General features: G+C 45.1%; 21 protein-coding genes. 10 read left to right on the forward strand and 11 right to left on the reverse strand.

The window, feature by feature from the left end:
* Window positions 1–99: 99 nt before the first annotated feature.
* The 3 genes from H1230_RS19070 to H1230_RS19080 all read right to left on the reverse strand — a co-directional run bounded on the left by H1230_RS19070 (window position 100) and on the right by H1230_RS19080 (window position 3,041).
* On the reverse strand, window positions 100–357 hold the full coding sequence (locus tag H1230_RS19070) for a hypothetical protein (protein ID WP_239711497.1): 258 nt from the start codon (window positions 355–357) through the stop codon (window positions 100–102).
* A 148-nt stretch (window positions 358–505) separates the two neighbouring features.
* The gene (locus tag H1230_RS19075) at window positions 506–1,150 is read right to left on the reverse strand and encodes a hypothetical protein (RefSeq protein WP_239711498.1); all 645 of its coding nucleotides are present in this window, start codon (window positions 1,148–1,150) and stop codon (window positions 506–508) included.
* 301 nt (window positions 1,151–1,451) lie between these two features.
* Window positions 1,452–3,041, reverse strand: coding sequence for an ABC transporter substrate-binding protein (locus H1230_RS19080; protein WP_345773365.1), 1,590 nt, complete (start codon window positions 3,039–3,041; stop codon window positions 1,452–1,454).
* A gap of 348 nt (window positions 3,042–3,389) precedes the next feature.
* On the opposite strand from H1230_RS19080, the gene H1230_RS19085 reads away from it, so the two are divergent.
* On the forward strand, window positions 3,390–4,724 hold the full coding sequence (locus tag H1230_RS19085) for an S-layer homology domain-containing protein (protein WP_239711499.1): 1,335 nt from the start codon (window positions 3,390–3,392) through the stop codon (window positions 4,722–4,724).
* Window positions 4,725–4,962: 238 nt separating this feature from the next.
* Here the strand turns inward: H1230_RS19085 and H1230_RS19090 are convergent, their stop codons facing one another.
* Entirely contained in the window at window positions 4,963–5,736 is a 774-nt protein-coding gene (locus H1230_RS19090) for a hypothetical protein (protein WP_345773366.1), read from the reverse strand.
* A 250-nt stretch (window positions 5,737–5,986) separates the two neighbouring features.
* Between H1230_RS19090 and H1230_RS19095 the strand changes: the two genes are divergently transcribed.
* Window positions 5,987–7,513 (forward strand): flavocytochrome c, encoded by a 1,527-nt coding sequence (locus H1230_RS19095; protein ID WP_239711501.1) that lies wholly within the window; start codon window positions 5,987–5,989, stop codon window positions 7,511–7,513.
* 124 nt (window positions 7,514–7,637) lie between these two features.
* Here H1230_RS19095 and H1230_RS19100 read toward each other — a convergent pair whose 3' ends face one another.
* Complete coding sequence (locus H1230_RS19100; RefSeq protein WP_239711502.1) at window positions 7,638–8,366, reverse strand: N-acetylmuramoyl-L-alanine amidase; 729 nt, start codon at window positions 8,364–8,366, stop codon at window positions 7,638–7,640.
* A 244-nt stretch (window positions 8,367–8,610) separates the two neighbouring features.
* Between H1230_RS19100 and H1230_RS19105 the strand changes: the two genes are divergently transcribed.
* Genes H1230_RS19105 through H1230_RS19115 form a run of 3 tightly spaced genes read left to right on the forward strand, consistent with a single transcriptional unit; the run spans window position 8,611 to window position 10,246 of the window.
* Complete coding sequence (locus H1230_RS19105; protein ID WP_239711503.1) at window positions 8,611–9,054, forward strand: hypothetical protein; 444 nt, start codon at window positions 8,611–8,613, stop codon at window positions 9,052–9,054.
* A gap of 2 nt (window positions 9,055–9,056) precedes the next feature.
* A complete protein-coding gene (locus H1230_RS19110; RefSeq protein WP_239711504.1) occupies window positions 9,057–9,278 on the forward strand; it encodes a helix-turn-helix transcriptional regulator in 222 nt (73 codons plus the stop codon).
* 2 nt (window positions 9,279–9,280) lie between these two features.
* The gene (locus H1230_RS19115) at window positions 9,281–10,246 is read left to right on the forward strand and encodes an NAD(P)-dependent alcohol dehydrogenase (RefSeq protein WP_239711505.1); all 966 of its coding nucleotides are present in this window, start codon (window positions 9,281–9,283) and stop codon (window positions 10,244–10,246) included.
* Window positions 10,247–10,248: 2 nt separating this feature from the next.
* Here the strand turns inward: H1230_RS19115 and H1230_RS19120 are convergent, their stop codons facing one another.
* The 4 genes from H1230_RS19120 to H1230_RS19135 all read right to left on the reverse strand — a co-directional run bounded on the left by H1230_RS19120 (window position 10,249) and on the right by H1230_RS19135 (window position 13,620).
* Window positions 10,249–11,487: a molybdopterin-dependent oxidoreductase gene (locus H1230_RS19120; RefSeq protein WP_239711506.1), complete on the reverse strand. Its 1,239-nt coding sequence runs from the start codon at window positions 11,485–11,487 to the stop codon at window positions 10,249–10,251.
* Window positions 11,488–12,561: a sensor histidine kinase gene (locus H1230_RS19125; protein WP_239711507.1), complete on the reverse strand. Its 1,074-nt coding sequence runs from the start codon at window positions 12,559–12,561 to the stop codon at window positions 11,488–11,490.
* Entirely contained in the window at window positions 12,558–13,301 is a 744-nt protein-coding gene (locus H1230_RS19130) for a response regulator transcription factor (protein ID WP_239711508.1), read from the reverse strand. The genes H1230_RS19125 and H1230_RS19130 overlap by 4 nt, the downstream gene beginning before the upstream one ends.
* Before the next feature lie 94 nt (window positions 13,302–13,395).
* A complete protein-coding gene (locus H1230_RS19135) occupies window positions 13,396–13,620 on the reverse strand; it encodes a hypothetical protein (RefSeq protein ID WP_239711509.1) in 225 nt (74 codons plus the stop codon).
* Window positions 13,621–14,245: 625 nt separating this feature from the next.
* Between H1230_RS19135 and H1230_RS19140 the strand changes: the two genes are divergently transcribed.
* A complete protein-coding gene (locus tag H1230_RS19140; RefSeq protein WP_239711510.1) occupies window positions 14,246–14,956 on the forward strand; it encodes a L,D-transpeptidase family protein in 711 nt (236 codons plus the stop codon).
* Here H1230_RS19140 and H1230_RS19145 read toward each other — a convergent pair.
* A complete protein-coding gene (locus H1230_RS19145; protein WP_239711511.1) occupies window positions 14,948–15,667 on the reverse strand; it encodes a hypothetical protein in 720 nt (239 codons plus the stop codon). The two genes, H1230_RS19140 and H1230_RS19145, sit on opposite strands and share 9 nt — an antisense overlap.
* Before the next feature lie 178 nt (window positions 15,668–15,845).
* On the opposite strand from H1230_RS19145, the gene H1230_RS19150 reads away from it, so the two are divergent.
* From H1230_RS19150 to H1230_RS19165, 4 genes are all read left to right on the forward strand, one after another.
* Complete coding sequence (locus tag H1230_RS19150) at window positions 15,846–16,601, forward strand: hypothetical protein (RefSeq protein ID WP_239711512.1); 756 nt, start codon at window positions 15,846–15,848, stop codon at window positions 16,599–16,601.
* 13 nt (window positions 16,602–16,614) lie between these two features.
* Entirely contained in the window at window positions 16,615–18,303 is a 1,689-nt protein-coding gene (locus H1230_RS19155; RefSeq protein ID WP_239711513.1) for a vWA domain-containing protein, read from the forward strand.
* Between the two features lie 35 nt (window positions 18,304–18,338).
* A complete protein-coding gene (locus H1230_RS19160; protein WP_239711514.1) occupies window positions 18,339–19,478 on the forward strand; it encodes a toxic anion resistance protein in 1,140 nt (379 codons plus the stop codon).
* Between the two features lie 239 nt (window positions 19,479–19,717).
* On the forward strand, window positions 19,718–20,668 hold the full coding sequence (locus H1230_RS19165; RefSeq protein WP_239711515.1) for an EamA family transporter: 951 nt from the start codon (window positions 19,718–19,720) through the stop codon (window positions 20,666–20,668).
* Between the two features lie 125 nt (window positions 20,669–20,793).
* On the opposite strand, the gene H1230_RS19170 is transcribed toward H1230_RS19165, so the two are convergent.
* The gene (locus H1230_RS19170) at window positions 20,794–22,353 is read right to left on the reverse strand and encodes an IS1182 family transposase (RefSeq protein ID WP_239711516.1); all 1,560 of its coding nucleotides are present in this window, start codon (window positions 22,351–22,353) and stop codon (window positions 20,794–20,796) included.
* Window positions 22,354–22,519 lie beyond the last annotated feature (166 nt).

Raw genomic sequence — 22,519 nt, forward strand, 5'->3', positions numbered from 1 at the left:
TTTTGATATTAGAACAAGTCTAAGGAGCTGCCGTCGGCAGTTCCTTTTTCAAGTGCATACTCAAAGTGTGCTTCTCTGAGGGATTATTGTATTTCTACCTTAATTGGGGACACCCGCCATATTGAAGGCTGCTGGGTCGAGATACATTTTCGCACTATTTGCAGCTAATATTGCATCGGTGAACGCACTTGCGATCAGACAAACCTTATTGCCATGGGTGATGAAATCTCTGGCTCCAAAGATACCAGACAGGCTCGTATGCATTCGCGGATCGACTAGTTTCCCATAGTCTTCGGATAGTTCCTCATCCACGCTCTGTTCCAATGGAAATATTAGATCAAGTGAGACCCACTCCACAATCCACTCCGCAAGGAACACAAAGATCAAAACGAAACCGAGCCAGTCTCCAATAACTCGGAGACTAGCTCGGTTTCTAGCTTTTACAGCTTTGAAGTGCAAAAAGCTGGCGCATACGTGAAAAAAATCTTTTTTTGAGACAGTCCTATTATTTAAACTTAACTGACTGCAATATCTTATCCGTTTCAACCTTTGACTCATCGTCTGTATAAGTAAGAATAAGATTAAAAGCATAGCCGTCGATAATTGTACTGTAATAGTCCTGTGAAACGATCAGGTCACCTGCTTCAATAGTGGCCTCCATCATATCCATGTCTTTCCCACCCACTTTAACAGTTGTTATCTCCTTATATTTGTAAGGAAGCTTGCTATCCGTCATTAATTTCTTAGAAGCTTCCAAATAATCTTTTCCACTTTTAATACCTTGGAGCATGCTTACTTTTTCAGCAACAGCCACTGCAGAAGGGCCAGCTTTACCTGAATCTAATGAAAATTTCGATGCCATCAATAAGTTGAGCGTTTTGGCCACAGTTAAATCCAGCATTTTCCCTTTGGCTTTATCATCTCCAGCAATAGCTCCTGCACTAGCAGCCATGAGTTCTCTCATCTGGTCAGCATTTTGGTAAACCCATTCTTTAGGGAAGGTTAGTGAAAACCCAAAATAATCATTGGTATAAGATCCGCTTTCAGTAATACCTAAACTGACTTCTTTTTTTTCTCCTCCACATGCGGTAACCAGCACTAAGACTAGTACCATCACTATGGATAACAATCCCTTTTTTTTACTTTTCATAATTCCTCCTGATGGTTTTATTTTCTATTTTCGGCATACCAAGTACAGTTTAACATAGCATAGCTTTATTACCACTTATTTTTATCTATAGCTTTTTATACAATAAAATATGAATTTCACGAAACGCTTGCAGGACTAGACTATACACCGGAGGCTTCGATTTGGAATGAACCGGATTTCTTATGAGAGACCAGGTGCTGCTAGAGAAGGTTGAATGTAAAGAAGCCCGCGTCTCAACGCGGGCTTTCTTGTTGTATGAGTGTAGTTATAGACGAAAACATCGGAAACATAAGCAAGTCTATTATTGTGTCGATTTGGCCAGGAATTCGTCAATCTGACGCTGAACTTCCGCGATTATTTTGTCTATGCCAGCGGCTTTTGTCTGCTTCTGAAGCTTGGCCAGCCCACTGTCTACATCATTTACCGTGCCATATTCCAGCGGAATGCCGTATTGGAGCATCACATTGCTTACATTTGCGATTTCCGTCTTCACCTTGCTGTTATCGAACACAAAGGTTTCCAGCGGATAGTGGTAAACCTCCCCTTCCCATTTGTCGGTCAGCGCGTTCGCTTCATCTGGGAAGGAAGCGTTGTCCCGATTCAGCGGGGAGTTAAAGCTCCAGTTGGAGAAGCCGGTGAAGTTAGCGTTCTTATCCGCATTCGTGTACTTGTCGTCTCCTAACGGATTGTAATGCACACCAGCGATGCCACTCATGATGAGATCGTGCAGTTCTTTGTCGTTCTGCAGCAGATCAACCATCATCAGCGCTCGTTCAGGATTCTTGGAGGAGGCGTGGATGGCGACCCCATTCTGCGTGGAGACAGCCACTGACTTTTTCTTGTCCGGCGTAACGTCAGCCAGCGCCAATTCATATGGCGAATTCTTCCCGCGCATGTCGGTCATCAAAGATCCCAGCGTGCCCAGGTTGTGCGTAATCGACGCCGTCTTGCCTTCCCGGAACTCCTGCTGGTGATCGAGCTTGCTGTTTTGCGCACTCTTCGACCAGACGTTATGATCGGCCAGATCTTTATAATAGTAGACCAGTTCCTTAAATTCCGGTGTTTCGTAAACATTGAACACTTTACCAGCGGGATCAGTCAGCTTGAAGCCTATCGGTAATTCAAAGTCGAGCATGTTCCATTCATTCTGCTGCTTCAGGAGTACCCGGTCCAGGTTGTGGAATTTCCAGTCTCCTGTCTCTGGTGTGAACGGAACGACACCCTTCTCTTTCTCGGCGATGGTCTTGAGGTAGGTAGCGTAAGCTTCCGGACTGTTGATCTCTGGCAGGTTGTATTTCTTGCGAAGGTCCTCCCGATATAGAATCAGCTTTTCCACCGTTTCCCCGCGGTTCTGGGGCACCATATAAAGCTTGCCGTTCACCTTTGCCTGACCCCAACTCACCTCTGGCATCGCTTCCCAGGTCATCGGAGCGTACTTCTGCAGTAAAGCATCAGTCAGTTCCAGGAAGCCACCTTTGATGGCCTGATCGTTGTAGCTTGCCCAGTTGGCTGCGTAAATGAGGTCGAAATCCTCGTTGGCCGCGAGTTTGAGTGGATATTTCTGCGCCCAGTCCGACCAGTCTAAGAATTCGCCTTCCAGAGTCACGTTTATTTTCTCCTTCAGCTTCTTATTGATCTCTCCAAATACTGTATCGTAATCAATCGGCTTTGGCCCCACAAAGATCATCTTCAGTGTGACAGGTTGGGATGTATCTATTGTACTGGAATCTCCGGTAGCCTGCTTATCGTCTCCCGCCGCCTGCGTCGCGGCTGCCGAAGCCCCCGGCTCCGCCCCATTCCCTCCGGCGTTACCATTGTTGTTGCCACACGCACTCAACAGCGACAACATTAGAATACCGGAAAGCAGTGTCAACCCTTTTTTCTTATTCAATTGATTATTCCCCCTATCGCTATTTGTAATCGCTTACATATAGAGTATAGAGAAATTTTGCTTCTTTTCTAAGATAGGCTGTCAACGATTATAGATACTTTTGCAACGACTTTCACTGCGGTGATTGTCAAACCATCTCCCCTATGCTCAGGAGGAGTTTCATCATCAAATATTATATCGATATCTATCCGCATAGAAACTTTACATACTTCAGATATATATTAAATTTTTATATCGTAAATACTATCTAAAATTTATTTAATACTGGGTAATTTATTATGATAGGATAAAGTATATTCTTCCAATAATGTTGGTCATAGAATAAATAGATAATTCGGAGGCAAAAACATGAAGAAAAAATCAATTAAGATGTCCGTATTATCATTATTTTTTGCATGTATGCTGTTCTCATCCTTTGGAGTGGCATTCGGTGCCACTGCATCACAAGCATCGGATATTAAAGGGCATTGGGCAGAAAGCCAAATCAATACTTGGATTCAAAAAGGTCTTATTAAAAAATACGAGGATGGAAGCTTCAAACCTGATAATTCAATCACAAGAGCGGAATTTTTTTCTTTAATTAATCGTTCTTTTGGATTTACAGAAAAAGCTGCAATATCATTTAGTGATGTTCCTTCGAATCATTGGGCTTACTCCGAATTGGCAGTCGCTGTCAAAGCAGGGTATATTACAGGTTATGCAGATGGAACAATCGGCCCCAACAAACCGATTAGCAGACAAGAAGTGGCTGTTATTGTGGGGAGACTGCTAAACTTATCTGCAAATGAAAGCGCAGGCACTTCATTCCAAGATGCGAGTATGATTGCTGATTGGGCTAAGTATGCCGTTAATACAGCAATAGTTAGTAATATATTGATTGGCCATGATGCGGACAGTAGCTTTAAGCCGATGAATCCACTCAATCGTGCAGAAGCTGTCGTAGCATTGGATCGTGTAATTTCTTACAAAGCGGAGGCCAAAGAAAATACAATAGGTGAAACTGGAGCAGTTGGCCAGACTGGAGCAGCAGGCACAGCGGGTGCAACGGGTGCTGCTGGTGCGACGGGTTCGGCTGGTGCAACGGGTGCAACTGGTCCGGCAGGAGTAGCGGGTGCTGCTGGTGTAACGGGTCCGGCAGGCATAGCGGGTGCAATCGGTCCAGCAGGCCCGGCAGGTGCAATCGGTCCAGCAGGTCCGGCGGGTGCAACCGGTCCAGCAGGTCCGGCGGGTGCAACCGGTCCAGCAGGTCCGGCGGGTGCAACCGGTCCAGCAGGCTCATTGTATTTCGGATATATTTATAATACATCTGCGCAAATTGTTGCATTAGAGGCTGATGTTCCTTTTGATTCAAACGGTGTTTTAGCTGGAATTACACATGCACCAGGAACCGCGAATATTCAAATTGACAATAGTGGTGTTTATGAGATTAATTTTTCAGTGGCAGCTGTAGAGCCCAATCAATTTGCTATCTTTGTTAATGGAACTCCTGTAACGGAAGGTATATTCGGTTCAGGTTCAGGTACTCAACAAAACAATGGACACCTCATGCTTACTCTAGCCGCAGGTGATGTTATTACTCTGAGAAATCATACTTCAATTTCGCCCGTTACTCTTCAGACATTGGCAGGAGGCACAAATACAAACGTAAACGCTTCTATTGTTATTAAATTAGTAGGCTTGTAAGTTAGATTCTAAAAAAATGTTGAACCGAAGAATAGGTTTAAGGAGCTGCCGTCGGCAGCTCTTTTTTTAATGAACTCATAGTTGAGGTTTATGATGATCTTAAGACCCAAGCGGACTACCGGAACAGCGATCAAACGATGCCCGTCTGGTGCTACAGCCACAGGATCATGTCACATCCATTGACCGTTCCGATTACACCATACTTTCCATCTCAGTTAACCATTCTGAAGAATCAACCTCATTTTCTGCAATGTTCGGCTAAAGCCCGTATTTCTGAGCTCATTCTTGGATTAACAGGATAAATTTTTTCCAAGTAATTCAGAAGATGAATAGCAGACTCTGGGATTTTATCATAACCTTGAAGCATGCCACTTAGAAAACTTGAAAATTCAGGGAATCTCTTCTCAACTCTCCTCTCATTTCCAAATACATCAGGAAAGTAAGCTACCTCCGGCTCTAATAAATGCATCACAGACAGTAATCCGTCTATCGGATAACTTTCAATAAACCTTAAAGCTGATAATTTCTCTCCTCTGGCGTATCTGCCAAGCCCCACATAAATGTTGGTCAGTGCTTCACCGACGACATGGTCGATCGAAGATGATTTCAAGGAAGGGATGACTGCTTTTCCTGTAAGAATATCTTCATTCGTATAAGAAGGTTGCTTCCAAATCATTCTGCCGCCCGTATAAAGAGCACTTTCTAAATCTGACTCTTCAAATATTGCAAACTCGCCATAAATTCCATCTTCGAATAAAATTTTATGTCCCAGATCGGTATTTTTAAAATGGTACGCTAACGGATAGGTTTCCTCCAGCCAATCCAGATGGTCAATATATCTCTGTTTGTTGCCTGGAGTTACAATAACAAAGAAATCAATATCTGAATATTCGTCTATGCGATCGGTTTCTATTCCCACAGAACCAAGACCAAATAAAGCTAATACATCCCCTCTATTCTCAAGCACTTTTCCTATTTCATCCAGTCTTTGCAGCAATAATTTTTTTCTCATCAACAATCTCCTCTCCATTTAAATGCAAGAAGGGCTCAACCAACGCTGATAAGCGAGGTTGAGCCCTTTGGCTACATTGCCTTTAATATAAAACAGATAATAGCATAGCCTACTAATTGTCGTCAAGATAAAGCCTCGCTCCGCTTACTTTAATTACTTAACCCTTTCTTTAATTACTAATGCTTCCAAGGGCAGGAACCTTTCCGCTATGCTTATTGTGAAAATATGCACAAAGGGGCGAGATTATAAAATGAAGAAGACAGCAGCCGCTGCCCTTACTCTCATTCTCTCAGTCATGCTCGTGATCGCAGGATGCGGCAACGGGAATGGCAATGAGAAACAGAGCAAGGACAATGAGACCAGCAAAGTTGAAAAAGTTGAGGGCGTTTCAGGAGCATCTGAAGCAAGTTATACACCGTATGATCAATTAAAAGATAAATACGATATCATCATTATCGGTTCAGGCGGTGCGGGCATGTCTGCTGCCCTGGAGGCCAAAGAAAAAGGCCTGAACCCGGTTATTTTTGAGAAAATGCCGGTTGTTGGCGGGAATACAAACAAATCCTCTTCAGGGATGAACGCTTCTGAGACCAAATTCCAAAAAGAGCAAGGCATTAAAGACAGCAATGATTTATTTTATGAAGAGTCATTAAAAGGCGGTCATGGTACCAACAATAAGGAGATGCTTCGTTTCTTCGTTGACAATTCCGCAAGTGCAATCGAATGGCTGGATTCCATTGGAATTCGCTTGAATAATATCACCATTACTGGCGGCATGAACGAAAAGCGCACACACCGTCCTGAAGACGGATCGGCGGTAGGTCAATACCTTGTCAAAGGTCTGGTAAAAAACTTACAAGAAAAAGGTATCCCACTGTTTGTGAACGCCGATGTTAAGGAAATCACTGAACAAGACGGCAAAATAAATGGCGTCAAAGTGCTTTTTAATCAAGCAGATGAGAAAAATATCACTTCAAATGCAGTTATTGTAACAACTGGCGGTTTCGGTGCCAATATGGAGATGATTACCGAGGTCAGACCTGATTTGGCAGGTTACGTGACCACTAACCAGATAGGCAGCACCGGAGATGGCATCAAGATGATTGAGAAAGTCGGCGGCACAACCGTTGATATGGATCAAATTCAAGTTCACCCTACGGTACAGCAAGAAAAATCCTATCTCATAGGAGAAGCTGTTCGCGGTGAAGGAGCTCTTCTTATTTCAAGTGAAGGCAAACGTTTCACGAACGAAATGGATACGCGTGATAAAGTTACAGCGGCAATCAATACACTTCCTGAAAAAGCGGCCATTCTAATATTTGATTCCGGCGTAAAAACCCGTGTTAAAGCAATTGAACAGTATGAAAAAATGGGCTTCGTAATCCAAGGGGATACTATCGGGGCATTGGCAAAAGAAATTAATGTTCCTGCAGAACAGCTGCAAACTACACTGGATACATGGAACAGCGCTGTGAAGAATAAAAAGGATGCCGAATTTGGCAGAACGACAGGCATGGACAATGACTTGTCCGGCGCGCCATACTACGCAATTAAAATCGGACCTGGAATTCATTACACGATGGGCGGCGTAGTCATCAACACCAACACAGAAGTGTTAAATAAAGCAGGTGCAGCTATTCCTGGCCTATTCGCGGCAGGCGAAGTTACAGGCGGCTTACACGGTCAGAATCGGATCGGCGGCAACTCTGTTGCAGAAATCATAATCTTCGGTCGCCAAGCCGGTATTAAAGCTGCAGAATTCGTAACCGCACAATAAGCTATCTATTCCTACTCTATTCGGCTAAACACAAAAACCGCAGGGGCTTAACATAGCCCCTGCGGTTTTTGTGATGTCCGGTATTCCACGTTATTCTCAATCCAGAATTGAATTGATTCCAGTTCTATTTTTTCACTGTAATTTTAAAATACGAATCTAATCCTTTTTTTATTCCTTGAACAATTAAGTCCTGATATGTTGGCTCGCTTAACTTCACATCCTCTTTTCGGTTCGTCATGAAGCCCATTTCGATTAGCACAACAGGTACTTTGGACCAATTGAATCCGGTGAGGTCACTCCGCGGTACTAATCCACGCGATGTCGCTTTCGTTTCCTTAAGCACTGCTTGGGACAGAACCTTGACGATCTCCAGACTTTGTGGGGCAATATTCTTGGTAGATGAGCTGGAAAGTGAAGGGTAGAGAAATGACATGCCTTGTACACTGCGATTGTCGCTACCATCAGCATGTAATCTAAGGGTAAGATCAGCACCTGCCTTATTACACCGTGTGGCCCGCTCGCTATTTGATATATTAACGTTGTTGCTTCGACGTATCATAATAACCTTGTAATCCTTCTGAAGGACTTGCTCCAGCTTCGATGCTACTTCTAAGGTAAGTTTGAATTCAGGTTTACCCGTAGCCACACCTTGCGTACCACTGGACACCTTTGGTTTTAACGTTTTGCTTCCTGGTGCTACTGGCTCTTTGGTGTTATTCCCTTTGCTTTGGTGACCCGCATCTATGCAAATTACAGGCTTATCCTTAGTATCAGCATTCGCTATATTAATTACGCTGCCTGACATCAATAAGCTCATGATAACTAAGGTGATAACACTCATTTTTACACGCATGATGAACTCCTATCAGTTAGGCCAAGGATCGCCGCTGTATAATTTGGTAACTCCGTTATCAGTAGCCAGAGAGTTTAGACTCGTACTTCATTCGACACTATCCAGAATACTCCTCCTTCTGCATTTAATAAGAATTATTTTGCAATTCAATGTATGAAATACTTTACATTATGTATGCTTTGAGTTACATTATGTACAAATAACATTACTAAAAGTAAATCCAACACTAGAGGAGGAGCAGAAAATGTCCTATCAAGAAAAAAAGAACATCGTATCTCTACTCAGCACCTTACTGATCTTTGGATTCTATTGTTCCTATGTATTTCAAGTGCATCAAGAGAGCATGGATTCGACAGACACCTTCCACTTTTGGGGAGCCAGCATCCTGATCTTAATCCCGGTATCCATTGTAGTTAAGATCATCATCACTATTGTATTTAATATCATCAACAGAATAACTACGAATGAAATTGAGCCTTCTTTTTCCGATGAGTTAGACAAATTAATTGAGTTGAAGGCGACCAGAAATTCACATTATGTGTTTGTTCTTGGCTTTCTTGTATCCATGGGATCATTGGTCATAGAAATGCCGCCCTCAACGATGTTCATCATCCTTATCTTCTCAGGGTTGGTGTCAGAAGTGGCTGGAGTAATCACACAGCTCTATCTTTATCGGAGAGGTGTCTAAAGATGGACAAATTGCTGATTCGCAGTAACGTTCGCAAATTACGTTTTGAGCATCATGAGATGACCCAACAGCAATTGGCGGAACAAGTAGGTGTGACTCGACAAACGATCGTAGCCATCGAAAAAGAAAAATACTCCCCTTCGCTGGAATTGGCCTTTCGGATTGCGCTCGTATTCAACTCACCGCTCGAAGAAGTTTTTTTTATAGGAAATAAGGAGGAATAAGGATGCAAGCGATTGTATGTACAAAATACGGAACACCGGATGTTCTTCAGCTCAAAGAGGTTGACCGACCTATTCCTAAAGATGATGAAATACGTATAAGAATACATGCAGCAATCGTGACGCCCTCTGACTGTGCTTTTCGAAAGGCTGACCCCTTTATGGTTAGATTTCTGTATGGTCTCAGAAGACCCAAATATGCGATATTAGGGGTTGAATTATCCGGGGAAATCGAATCCATAGGTAAAAACGTGAAATTATTCAAAGAAGGTGACCAGGTTTTTGGCGTAAGTCCACGTAGCTTTGGGGCGCATGCCGAGTACAAATGTCTGCCTGAAGGCGATCCCTTGGCCCTTAAACCAGCCAATATGAGCTACGAAGAAGCTGTCGGCATCTGTGATGGAGCGTTAACGGCATTTATTTTTCTACGAGATGCGGCAAAGATTCAACGCGGGCAACAAGTTCTCATCAACGGCGCTTCCGGTTCGGTTGGTGCTTATGCAGTGCAGCTTGCGAAGATTTTTGGGGCAGAAGTTACCGGGGTATGCAGTACCACGAATGTAGACTTAGTGAAATCGCTAGGAGCCGATCAGGTAATTGACTATACCACAGAGGACTTCACCAAAAATGGTCTGACTTATGATATCATTTTCGATGCGGTAGGCAAGAATTCATATTCACGTTGCAAAAGCTCCCTAACACACAGCGGAGTCTATCTCACAACTGCTCCAACCCTAGGAATCATGCTCCAAATGTTATGGACTTCAAAAATCGGCAGCAAAAAAGCAATGTTCACGGCAGCGGGCTTAAAGCAGAATAAAGAAAATCTAGTCTTCCTAAGAGAGCTTGTTGAAGCGGGGAAGCTAAAATCAGTTATAGATAAACGCTTTCCGTTATCACAGACTGCCGAAGCTTATGCCTATGTTGAACAAGGACATAAAAAAGGCAATGTGACCTTAACTATCGCATAACATTATACCCAAGCGTCTTTCGCATAACCCCTTGCTTCCCAATACCCGACATAATCGTCTTCAATCAGTTCGATTCGGTTCAGCCATTTAACGGACTTGTAAGCATACATTTTCGGCACGATGAGCCGGATAGGTCCGCCAAGATCACTTGGTATGGGCTTGCCATCATGCATCACTGCAACCATGACATCATCCAAATCTGCTTGATCCAGCGTTAGTGAATCTGTGTAAACACCATCTCCGGAATAAAATTTCACCGTACGGGCATTCGACTTTACGCCAGCTTGCTTCAGCAGCATTTTCAGGGGAATGCCCTCCCATGTGTTCTTGTAAACGGACCAGCCCGTCACGCAGTGAAAATCGCTGATCTGCACCAAACGCTTCTGCTCCACAAACTGTTCCCAATTCCATTTGAAGGGCTTGTCAACAAGTCCGTCGATCGTAAACGACCAGTTCTCATTCGTAAATGAAGGAATCGGCGTCACTGTATACACGCGGAAATGTCCTTGAGCGCCACCACCTAAAGGTAGAGTCGATGCTGGCAGGGGTATCGGATTCGGGATCAGTCTGTTGGCGTTGTCTTCGATCAGCTTATCAAGCGTTTGACTCCCGCCGATGCCGCCAAGCGAATTACCCACCCACTTCAGAAAAGAGGGTCCTAGCGTAACTGCAAGACCCACACCGATCGCCCCGCGGACAAAAGCTCTTCGTGTATACATGGCCTGTGGTGCGGCCGGTTGTAGCACCGCCGGACGGTTCTCCTTCTCTTTGACGGTTCGACGGTTTGGTTCCTTCAGCCATTTTAGCCGTGTAATAGAATGATAAATAATATAGGGAAGTCCAATCCATGTAAGCAAATCATGTACGACTAATGCAACATTCGATACTTCTGGTCCTACCAATTTGAACTGCCATAACAGAACACCCGAACCAAACCAGCCTAACAGAAACCCCAGCACAACTAGTACATTAAATCGCTGCCAGGGCTTCTTCTTCAGTTGCTTCCAATGCTTTGTCGCTAACAATAAATAGTAAATAACTGGAAGGATGGAGGCAATACCTACACCAATATGCAGCCATTTAATCCAGACTCGTCCCTCACCGAGGAACCCTCGCCAGAACCCGCCGATGAGAATAAGTCCGGTCAATGCTAGGATCAAGACTATCCAGCCGTTCCACATATGAAGAGAGATCAGCTTCTTCCCATAGCCCTTGCGAATTCGATCCAACATTCCACTCATTCATCTACCGCCTCCTGTCCACTCTTCCTTAAATACTTCGAGTGTAAACCAAAATTCACTCCCCTGCGGGGATGCTTGCAAGACGCCAATCCGACCTCCATTTTGCTCGACTAAAAGCTTTGCGATAGACAGTCCTAATCCAGCGCCGCCTCCCTCTCGGCTTCGTGAATGATCGGAGCGGTAGAAGCGTTCGAATATAAGTTCTCGTTCTTCAACCGAGATACCCTCTCCTTCATCGGATACAGTAAACCTGACGATCATTCCACCTTTATCTTCTAATTCTTCAGCAGTTATAGAGAGCTTTCCGTCTTTTGGCGAATGCCTTATTGCATTTTCGAGCAGATTCTGTAAGATTCGCTGCAGATGCCTTGGTGCTATTCGCAACCTCAGCGGCCGGTCAGGCAGCTTCACGTTAAACTGCAATGACTTCATATCCATGGGCTTCGTAAACCGCGGCAATAATTCAACAAGAACATCCTCAGCAATCGATAACTTCAGTTCCTCAGGTTCCTGCCTCACTTTATCAAGCGTTGATAATTCGAACAAGTCCTGAATCAAAATGCCTAGTCTGACCGTCTCTGTGCGAATGGTCGCCAGATAATTGCGGAATGTCCCCTCATCCTGAATGATGTCATCCTCTAACGCCTCCACATAGGATTGTACCGATGCGAGTGGGGTTCGCAGATCATGCGCCATATTGGCCACAAGCTCTCTCTGTGCCGACTCCGCAGCCTTCACCTGGCGGAAGCTTTCCTCCAGGCTGCTGCCCATATGATTAAACTGATCGGCAAGCTGCTTGAACTCCTTTAATCCCGAATGTTCAATTCGAGCCTGCAAATCCCCTGCCGCTATGCGCCTGGCCCCTTCCCCAATTCGACGCACCGCCGCCTCAAGCGGCCGCAATAGAAGGAAGTGCAGAAGTACCGACACCACTCCCGCTCCAATTGTCGCAGTTGTCAGCCAAATAAACTGGCCCATCGACAACAGCATATAACGGTAAAAGGCTACCAGCAAAATAATGATAAACGCAATACTGATCGTATTTGCGAGCAACAAATAGGTACGAAGCTTCATTCGCTCACACCCTTGCCTTCCAACTTATAACCGATTCCCCACACCGTCTTAATCCAGGCAGGCTCCGACGGATTGTCTTCAATTTTCTCACGCAGACGGCGAACATGTACTGTAACGGTTGTAGTATCCCCGTCGTAAGCGACATCCCAAATTTGATTCAATAGTTGACTACGCGAGAACACTTTACCCGGGTAGTTAGCTAAAAGATGCAGCAAATCAAACTCTGTAGCCGTCAGTTCCGCCTCAGTTCCTCTAACCGTTACCCGTCTTTCTTGTGGGAATATAGATAATCCGTCAAAAAAGATCGGCGGCTGTTCCGTTTCACCAGCGTTAGGAAATACCGTAAGCTCTTTATTTGCTGCAGCACGTGCATAAACGCCCGTTCTTCTCAAAATATTTTTAACTCGCAGCACAAGCTCTCTTGGACTGAACGGCTTTGTAATATAATCATCCGCACCCATGGTTAGTCCAAGCAGCCGGTCAGCTTCTTCTCCCCGAGCCGTCAACATAATTATTGGAGTTTCCTCCACTTGCCGAATCCGTTCGCACACCTCAATTCCGCTCAGCTTCGGCATCATCAAATCGAGCACGAGTAAATCCGGACGTTGATCACTCCAGAGGCGCAGCGCTTCCTCACCATCTGCTGCCACCCAAACTGTCCAGCCCTCACGCTCCAAATAACGGCGGCATACATCGGTAATAATTCGTTCATCATCGGCTATAATTATTTTGGCGCTCACGACTGGTTCCTCCCGTTTTGCTCGTATCCAATTTAGTAGCTACATTATATCGTTATTGTCATACTTGTACGACCCCAGCACCTTCTGCGCTCTTTTATTTGTCCGTCATCTCCTCATTCATCATGTTTTCGTCGTTCATGTCCTTATCCTTCATATTCGCGCCATCCATTTCTTCGCCGTTCATATTCCCCTTCATTTCAGTGTTAGTGTTAGACATAACGTTCGTGTTCCCCTTATTCATATCGTTCTTATTCGAGTTGCAGGCACTGAGCATCAATATAACCCCCAAGAATAGTACAGCTAAGATTCCTTTTTTCACGTAAATCTCCTCCTCTGAATTAGTAAGTATTTGTCTATCTGCCAATCATCTTAACGAACAAAGCTAACCATACAAGAACGAACCTCTTGCGAAAGCATTAGAAAACCATTACGAAAGTATTACGTTTCCTGATATTCACCGAATCTTGTCATTGATGCACATTGATATAGCTGGAGAATAGAATGGTGTAGGTTATGTACCAAATTATCGGAGGTAACTAATAAATGTTAAAATATAATCTTGATCGTCAGATGACTCCCCATCCTGTGTTATTAAATGCAACTCAAACGGCTCCAATCAGAGATTAATCTCCTATAATCAGCGGACAGATTTAGGATCAGCAACTAACGTATCCAATTACTGGATTAGGAGCAATGCTGGGCAAATGGCATGTAATCCTTGTTCCATAAACGCTATATCCATAACGCCAGCAATCTTATACTGAATGAGTGCAACGAGCACATATTAGTGAGCAAAAAATCCCCCACTTCATTAAGAGTGTGGGCCATAATTATGCCTATTTCTTTAAATAATAGGTTATTAACGCGTCCGATAGCATCTCAATATGATAGTATTCTAACTATCATAGGTTTCAACGACGAAAGTCAAAGAAAAGAGGAAGCACATGGCCAACCCTGGTTTAAAATATGGGTCACCCGCTATAATGACCGTTCTTCTGGCTATTCTGATCTTTATAAACCTCCCTCTTTCCAATGCCTCCGCAGCAAGTTTCTCTGCATCCTGGCCCTACAAAGCCGACCTTCTGAAAGCCAGCCAGATCGTCGTGGTCGAGACGAAATCCGTTCTCTCGCCATCGGGATTGCTCTCCTTGCGGGAGAAACGGGACGGGAAATGGACCTCCATTCTTTCCGCCATCCCTGTAACTATTGGCCCTAATGGCATTGGAAAGACCAAGGAAGGTGACGGGCGGACGCCTTCCGGAGTCTTTCCGCTTGGTCAGGCTTTCGGCACGGCAGTGAAGCCCCAAGGACTTAGGCTTCCATATATACGGACAACCAAAACTGATTATTGGGTTGATGATCGCACTTCCGTACAATATAACCAATGGGTATCCTACTCCGGTAATCCAGACCAACGCTGGGACTCGTATGAACGACTTCTGCAACCCTTATACAAATACGCAATCGTCTTGCGTTACAATGACAATCCCATCGTCCCTGGGAAAGGGAGCGCAATCTTTCTTCATGTCTGGAGGGCAGCAAATAAACCAACCGCCGGTTGCATTGCCATGTCCGAGAGCAATCTGCTGAAGCTGATGAAATTGCTTGATCCGGCGTCGTCGCCAGCGATTGCCATCGGGGTTGCGCTACGTTAGCACAACGGAATTCACAGCACCCCGGGCACATTGCAGCAAGGTTTCGTACAGCTCCGCGGAAAATTTATTATATTCCTGTTCACGATGATGGGTATAAGCAGAATATGGAGGACTGTCATTCCAGGAGCCCATACCTCCAAACACCCATGTTTTGTAGACCGCATCCAACAGGCGGTGCGCTTGATCCGAATAGACTGATGGCAAGTCAAAAGATAACTGTGGAACAGAAGCTGTTCCTTCCAGAATGGCGATTCCTTGATCAAAAAAGCTGTCTTTCCAGAAGGTTTCATCGATCTCCTCAGACAGCTGTCCAATCTGCCGCAACAACTCTTTTAACTTAACAGATAATTCAGCCAAAGGGATGAACTCGCGCTGCCCTTTGTCGTCAGCAGAAATCTTATGTTCAGTATAAGTAACCGTCCACCTTGTTCTGGAACGGTGCTGATCCAGCTTCCAGTCGGGAACCCACAGTGACTCGTCCGTTGCTCCCACTATGGTTATACCGCTGCTTAACAACATCAGGCGGCGGCTTCCCTCCTTGCGCAGATAATCAAGCCACTCCGACCATTTCCAGCTATGTAAGCCATCTGTAAATTTCACCTCCAGATTGTCGGTATGCTCCAGTCCTTTATGGGATGCATCTGCTCCGCTCATCAAGAACCCATTACCTGACGCTGTGATCCACAGCAACTGGTGTAACTCTCCATTCATGCTGATCCCCCCCTTGCCATTATAAAAGCAATTATGAAACATAGACAAATCCTGCAACGTAATAACAGATACTTGAAACATTTCCCTTTGTATGTTGAGAATTTTGGTAAAGTTTAGGAAGCTAACGCCGTTATTCTCTGTTAAACTAAAGCAGAATGACCCCTGGCGAAAATTACTCATGGAGGAGGTGTACATCCTGAATAGACCTACCAAACTGCTCAGCATTATTGCGGGAGTTGTCTTTCTAAATATTACTGTTTTGTCACCGGGGCTGCTGGGCGTGGAAATAGGCGGTGAAAGTACGCTTGAGACTGCTGCTGGCATCACCCTATTATTTAGCAGTCTTCTTGTTGTCCTATATGGGAGTTATACAATGCTCTTCAAACCTCCGGCAGTTAAATCCCTTAAGAACCTGAATACCCCTGAGGATTATATAGCCGAACTTACCCAATACAGAAATGTAAAAGTGTTGAAAAATGAGGTCTCTCTTGCGATCGATCAGTTGGAGCGGATTGAAAAGAAGAAAAGCACCCTGCTAAACGTTCTGGGGCAGCGGTTTGATCCTACGGAGTTGAGTTACCGTAAATTTGAATCTGTCATCCATGAGGTTCAGAAGCTATTTTACCTGAATATCAAGGGAATTCTTAACAATCTTAGTGTGTTTGATGCTTCCGAATACTCCCTCTTCGCCAATCAGCAAAAGGCTGTAAAGTTATCAGATCAATTGGTGCACAAGAAAACTGAGCTTTACAAGGAGTATTTCGGCTACATAAGCGGCTATGTGGGGGCAAATGAAGAAATTCTGCTCAAACTGGATCAGTTGCTGCTGGAGATCTCTCTTTTGGACAATACGGATTATAAGGTTATCGAAGACATGCCTTGTATGAAGGAAATCGATGCTTTGATTAAACAGACGAAACTCTATCAGCAATGAAAGGAAGATGCGTATGGCCAGAAAAGGTAAACCATTTATTGTCCTAGGAATTATTGCCGTGGCTGTCTTTGCTCTTGTCTATTTTGGCATCAGCATAACCTCAAATTTAGGAAAATCACCAACAGAGGTATCTTCGGAAGATGCGGCTAAACAGCTGGATAAGCTCTACAAAAATATTAAGGTGAACACTGCTGCACAAGTAAAAGGTCAAATTGACCTTGATCCCGTTGCAGTCGGTGATTCATTGCCCGATATCTCCAAATTCCCCATCTCTGTAGACAATACAACGGACACCTTCGTAGAGATTTTCTCTTCCACCGAGAAATCTGGAACCGGAAATGACGGTTGGTTAAATGAAGTGGCGTCAGATTTCAATAATTCCAATACAATAGTGGATGGAAAGTCCGTTTCGGTCAAAATCCGCACGATTGCTTCGGGCACGGCCACCGATTACATAAGGTCCGGCAAATACGTGCCAGATGCTTTTACACCCTCCAACGAGTTATGGGGAGAAATGGTCAAAGCCAATGGAACTCCAACTGAGCTTGTATCCAAACGTCTTGTTGGAAATGTGGCCGGTGTTGTGACCAATAAGAAGAAATATGACGAACTGGTAGCTAAATATGGTTCACTCAATGTCAAGACCATTACGGATGCCATTGCGGCGAACGAGCTGGCTATGGGGTACACTGATCCTTTTGCCAGTTCCACGGGACTGAATTTTCTGGTAACGGCCCTCGCTACATTTGACAGTACTGACCTGCTTGGAGAACAAGCGGTTCAAGGATTCGAGAAATTCCAGGCCAATGTACCCTTTATCGCGTCCACGACTTTACAGATGCGCGATGCGGCGAAGACGGGCATGCTGGATGCTTTTGTGTTGGAATATCAAACCTACGTAAATGCAGCAGACCTAAAGAGCGGTTATGTCTTTACTCCTTTTGGCGTACGGCATGACAGCCCGCTCTACGCTTTGGGAGATTTGCCTAAAGAGAAGCTGGAAATTATCAAAAAGTTTGCAGCATTTGCCGAACAAGACAAATATCAGACCTTAGCTGAGAAAAAAGGATTCAACGGTCTTAATAATTACGTTTCAGAGCTTGAACCCGTTGACGGTACCCTCTTATCCGCTGCGCAGAAGCTGTGGAAAGAGAAGAAAGACGGCAATAAACCGATTGCAGCCGTATTTGTAGCTGATGTATCGGGCAGCATGGCCGGTGAACCGTTAAACCGCTTGAAAGAGTCGCTGTTGAAAGGCCAGAAGTATTTAGGAAAAGACAATAGCATCGGCTTCGTTTCCTATTCCAATGAGGTTACTATTAATCTTCCTATCGGGAAATACGATACGAATCAGCAATCCATGTTTGTCGGGGCGATTAACAGCCTGCAGGCTAACGGTGGCACGGCTACTTTTGACGGTATTGCAGTGGCTATAAAGATGCTGCAGGAGGAACTGGTCAAGAACCCTGAGGTTAAACCCCTGATCTTTGTGTTAAGCGATGGGGAAACGAACGAAGGTCATTCATTGGATGATATCAGAGGCTTGATTGAAAACTACAAAATTCCGATCTACACCATTGGATATAATGCCAACCTCAAGGCCCTTGAGAGCATTTCAAGCATTAATGAGGCTGCGAATATCAATGCGGATACGGACGATGTGGTATACAAAATCGGCAATCTGCTTAATGTGCAAATGTAATTGTTCAATACCTATTAACCTTTAGGAGGATGCTAATGTCATTCACAATGGAAGTGCCAAGTGCGGAGAAGCTGAAATCGGTGATTGAAGAACAGATTAAACCTGAGCCGGAGGAAGTCAGCCAGCTTAAAGAACTAGCTATAAACAATGTGTCATCGATTCTGGATATGGATATAGAGTCCTTGGACAAGCGAAAAGCGGTGCTGCAATCCATTGACAGCTTCGGTATGGGGACGATGCGCTCCTCTTCGGAGAAGAATGCCCTCCTGCAAGTCTCTGTTGGAAATCTCTCCCGCGTAGGTGACGAAGGCGGCCAAGTGGCTAAGGGATTAACGGAGCTGCATTTGCAACTGAAGGATTTGGACCCGAGTGCTGTTGATTTTGCCAAAAACGGCCTTCTGGGTAAGTTCTTCAATCCCTTGCGCAGTTATTTCGCCAAGTACCAAAAAGCTGATACTGTAATTTCGGATATAATTATTTCACTCGATAAGGGTAAAACCGTCCTGAAGAATGATAATACCACACTGGAAATCGAGCAGCAGACGCTTAGAGAACTCACCAAAAAACTGCAAAAAGAAATCCAGCTGGGTATCCTCATGGACCAAGAGATTGAGCAGCAGATTGAAGCAGCCAAATCACGCAGTGAATCTGAAGAGAAAGTTCGCTTTATTACCGAGGAAGTCCTCTTCCCATTGCGCCAGCGAGTGATGGATCTGCAACAAATGCTAGTGGTGAATCAACAGGGGATCATGGCTATCGAAGTGGTGATTAGAAATAACAAAGAACTGATCCGAGGGGTGGACAGAGCCAGAAATGTTACCGTGTCAGCTCTGAAAATCTCAGTTACAGTAGCCAGCGCCCTTTATAATCAAAGAATTGTTTTAAAAAAAATTGAGCTGCTCAATCAAACCACCGACAGTCTAATCAGTGGCACTTCAAGAATGCTTAAAGATCAAGGCGCAGCAATCCATAAACAATCGCTGGAAACCAGTATTTCAGCAGACACTCTGAAGCAGGCTTTCACGGATGTTTTATCCGCTCTAGACTCCATTAGCACCTACAAACAAGAGGCGCTTCCCAAAATGCGTGAAACGATTAATCAGTTCCGAGAACTGGCCGATAACGGGGAACAGCAGATTTTGCGCCTAGAGAAAGGGCATCAGCTCGGTTTGTGAAATCCTCTTTGAAGTGTTGACAGCAGCTCACCTGACGTGTAATATATGAACAGTCGCCGCATGAACAATTGCATATTTCTCTCGTATAACCCCGCAAGCACGCAACAGGGTGGGGGTATCTACAGGAAGCCTATACTTCCTAACTACGATGATAAGGATAATGTCTATTCCTTAACATCTGCAGTTGGGATTTTTTGTGTTGATTTGCGGACTGTTCATCAGATTACAGGAGGTTTCAAATGAAATATTTAGTGTCCGTTCTAATGGGAGCAATGAGTTATGGCGTATTATCGACGATAGTCGTGCTGGCATATGGAGAGGGATATCAACTCGGTGAAGTGGTAGGCAGCCAGCTTTTGACCGGATTTATACTCTCTTGGCTACTTGTTCTTTATACTAAGCTTAAAGAGAAGCGTAAGCTGCATGGTTCCGCTAGTGTATCCACCGCTACAAGCAAGATTTCACCTAAGTTAACCTGGAAGCAGAGATTATTGCTAATGTTAGCCGGAGCACCGACAGTCGTAACCGGTCTGCTGTATTATCAATCACTTCGCTACATCCCGGCATCGTTTGCTATCATATTGTTATTTCAATTCACTTGGATCAGCGTGCTTATTCAGGCCGTTAGCAAACGGCAGCGCCCAAGTAAAGTTATGCTCTGGACACTGCTTGTATTGCTGGGCGGAACTTTACTCGCTGCAGGAGTTATGGAGCAAGGGTCTGCACCATTCAATTTCCTCGGGATTCTGCTGGGTCTTCTTTCTGCCGTTAGTTATTCCTTGTTCATTATTTTTAGCGGCAAAGCCGTACCCACCGTGCACCCGGCGTACCGCAGTGCCTGGATGGTTACAGGTGGTTTGATTCTGTTATGCATTTTATTCCCACCTTATTTTCTGTTTAATGGCTTGTTGTGGGGGCCGCTGCTCGTATTCGGATTACTGCTCGGTTTCTTCGGAGCGTTCATCCCACCTGTGTTATTCGCTATAGGCGTCCCTCATATCGGTGAAGACATGGCGGGTGTTTTGGGAGCTGCTGAACTTCCGGTTGCCGTGCTGCTGTCTTCGTTCGTCTTGCATGAACAGGTAAGTGAGCTGCAGTGGCTGGGAGTTGGACTAATCTTGCTGGGAGTCATCGCACCAGAGCTGCATAAGGTAATGAGACTGGGCATCAGACGTCTGGGTACCAGGTAAATACAGAACAATATGTACTATCACCTCATTAAAAGGGGCTGTCTCAAAAGTAGATTTTCTACGAGCAGAGACAGGCCACCTTCAATTTCAAAAGCATAAAAGTCAACAGAGCAGCACACCTCCTGTTATTGGAGGTGTGCTGCTCTATGTTTTTGGTCTATGGCTGCTCGCTTCAGTAAATTGTGGGCAAGCGAAAGCCACCCGACCTCAAGCGTCACTTTTTCCATGCCGCGAAGCAGAAAGCGCCGGAAGCCCCGGTTATTTTTCAGTTGTCCAAATACACTTTCCGGTTCCGTCATTCGGCGTACGGCCAGGGCGTAACCTTCCTCACTTCGCAAGATCTCCCGAGCCTGCTTTTGGTAACGCAGTCGTTCCATACTAACAACCACTTCCCGATCTCCAGCTGCCTTCGTGCAGCGTTCCTTCAACGGACAGCCCTCGCAGCTCTGACTTCGGTAATGACGTTTGTGAATTTCATATCCACTCTGTGAGATTTCCTTGCTTTCTCTGCGGAAATGCAGCATTTCCCCGGCGGGGCACGTCCAGTTATCCTCGGCTGCATCGTATGTCCAGTTCTCGATTTTACCAACATTCGCTTTCCAGGCTTTGCTCTTTTCCTTGTGGTAGCTGCCGTACTTCACCACCGCCTGAATCTCTTTCTTTTCCAGATAGGCGTAGTTTTCTTCGCTGCCGTAGCCTGCATCCGCAATGACTGTATTGGGCAGTTTTCCGAGGATCTGCTGCGCTTTTTCCATATGCGGCTCTAAACAGCGGGTGTCGGTCGGTCTTTGGTGTAAACTGTAGGCTAAAATAAATTGGTTTTCGGTCCCGATTTGCACATTGTATCCCGGTTTCAGCTGGCCATTTCGCATGTGGTCTTCTTTCATCCGCATAAACGTTGCATCTGGATCTGTCTTACTGAAACTGTTCCGGTCACCAAGGAGCTTTTGGTATTGTTCGTACTTCAGCAGTCGGGGAAGCCAATCCTTGCGCAGCGTCCGAACAGCTTTTTTTAAGGGCTTGTCTTTCGGTTTTTGGGCCAGCTGAGCTTCGAGCTTTTGCACCACCTGTTCAAGTTTCACGCTGCTCACTTCGGAATCTGTGCCGAGTTCAGCCAGGTCTTTGCCTGAATTCTCTTGTTCTTCCTGTTCTTCTGCCGTTTCAATGTCAGCGAACAGGGCCTGCACCTTATCTTGCAGTTTGACTTTGTGTTTACTGACGGCTTTCCCCCAAACAAACGTGTAGCGATTGGCGTTCGCCTCGATTTTGGTTCCGTCCACAAAGTAATGCTCTAGGGAAACGTATTTTTCGTCAGCCAGAAACTGAAGCACGGCGGTAAATACGGTTTCGAGAACGTTCTTCATCCGCTGGGAACGAAATCGATTCAACGTCCGAAAGTCTGGCCGCTGCCGACCGGCGAGCCACATGAAGGGGATGTTCTCCCGAATGGATTTGGCGATTTGGCGAGAGGAATAGATGCGCTGCGTGTAGGCGTAAATAATGACTTTGGTCAGCATTTTAGGATGGTAGCTGTCACGGCCACCACCTGGGTAGGCCGCGTCAAAAATGCCGTCGTCCAGCCGGTTAACGGCGGCATTGACGATACGAACGAGGTGATGTTCTGGAATGTCGTCCTCTAAATCCATTGGCAAGCAAAGTTGGTCCATGGTATATTGAATGTACAAAAGAAACCTCTCCTTGATTTAAAATGGTTGGTCGCACTTCCATTTTAACAAAGAAAGGTTTCTTTTTTTATGATTTTTAGAAGGATTGTAGATACGAGTCCCGCTTAAACAGCGGAGAGGACGGAACGATTGTGGAAAAGCGATAGCGTTCGCCTTGGTCTCCGGA

It is taken from the genome of Paenibacillus sp. 19GGS1-52 (genome assembly GCF_022369515.1).
In the GTDB taxonomy this organism is placed as follows: domain Bacteria; phylum Bacillota; class Bacilli; order Paenibacillales; family Paenibacillaceae; genus Paenibacillus_AQ.

Excerpts from the sequence above, each read along its gene's own strand:
- H1230_RS19075 (WP_239711498.1), bottom strand. The coding sequence starts at position 1,150 with ATGAAAAGTAAAAAAAAGGGATTGTTATCCATAGTGATGGTACTAGTC.
- H1230_RS19085 (WP_239711499.1), top strand. The coding sequence starts at position 3,390 with ATGAAGAAAAAATCAATTAAGATGTCCGTATTATCATTATTTTTTGCA.
- H1230_RS19090 (WP_345773366.1), bottom strand. The coding sequence starts at position 5,736 with ATGAGAAAAAAATTATTGCTGCAAAGACTGGATGAAATAGGAAAAGTG.
- H1230_RS19095 (WP_239711501.1), top strand. The coding sequence starts at position 5,987 with ATGAAGAAGACAGCAGCCGCTGCCCTTACTCTCATTCTCTCAGTCATG.
- H1230_RS19100 (WP_239711502.1), bottom strand. The coding sequence starts at position 8,366 with ATGCGTGTAAAAATGAGTGTTATCACCTTAGTTATCATGAGCTTATTG.
- H1230_RS19105 (WP_239711503.1), top strand. The coding sequence starts at position 8,611 with ATGTCCTATCAAGAAAAAAAGAACATCGTATCTCTACTCAGCACCTTA.
- H1230_RS19110 (WP_239711504.1), top strand. The coding sequence starts at position 9,057 with ATGGACAAATTGCTGATTCGCAGTAACGTTCGCAAATTACGTTTTGAG.
- H1230_RS19115 (WP_239711505.1), top strand. The coding sequence starts at position 9,281 with ATGCAAGCGATTGTATGTACAAAATACGGAACACCGGATGTTCTTCAG.
- H1230_RS19120 (WP_239711506.1), bottom strand. The coding sequence starts at position 11,487 with ATGAGTGGAATGTTGGATCGAATTCGCAAGGGCTATGGGAAGAAGCTG.
- H1230_RS19125 (WP_239711507.1), bottom strand. The coding sequence starts at position 12,561 with ATGAAGCTTCGTACCTATTTGTTGCTCGCAAATACGATCAGTATTGCG.
- H1230_RS19140 (WP_239711510.1), top strand. The coding sequence starts at position 14,246 with ATGGCCAACCCTGGTTTAAAATATGGGTCACCCGCTATAATGACCGTT.
- H1230_RS19145 (WP_239711511.1), bottom strand. The coding sequence starts at position 15,667 with ATGAATGGAGAGTTACACCAGTTGCTGTGGATCACAGCGTCAGGTAAT.
- H1230_RS19150 (WP_239711512.1), top strand. The coding sequence starts at position 15,846 with ATGGAGGAGGTGTACATCCTGAATAGACCTACCAAACTGCTCAGCATT.
- H1230_RS19155 (WP_239711513.1), top strand. The coding sequence starts at position 16,615 with ATGGCCAGAAAAGGTAAACCATTTATTGTCCTAGGAATTATTGCCGTG.
- H1230_RS19160 (WP_239711514.1), top strand. The coding sequence starts at position 18,339 with ATGTCATTCACAATGGAAGTGCCAAGTGCGGAGAAGCTGAAATCGGTG.
- H1230_RS19165 (WP_239711515.1), top strand. The coding sequence starts at position 19,718 with ATGAAATATTTAGTGTCCGTTCTAATGGGAGCAATGAGTTATGGCGTA.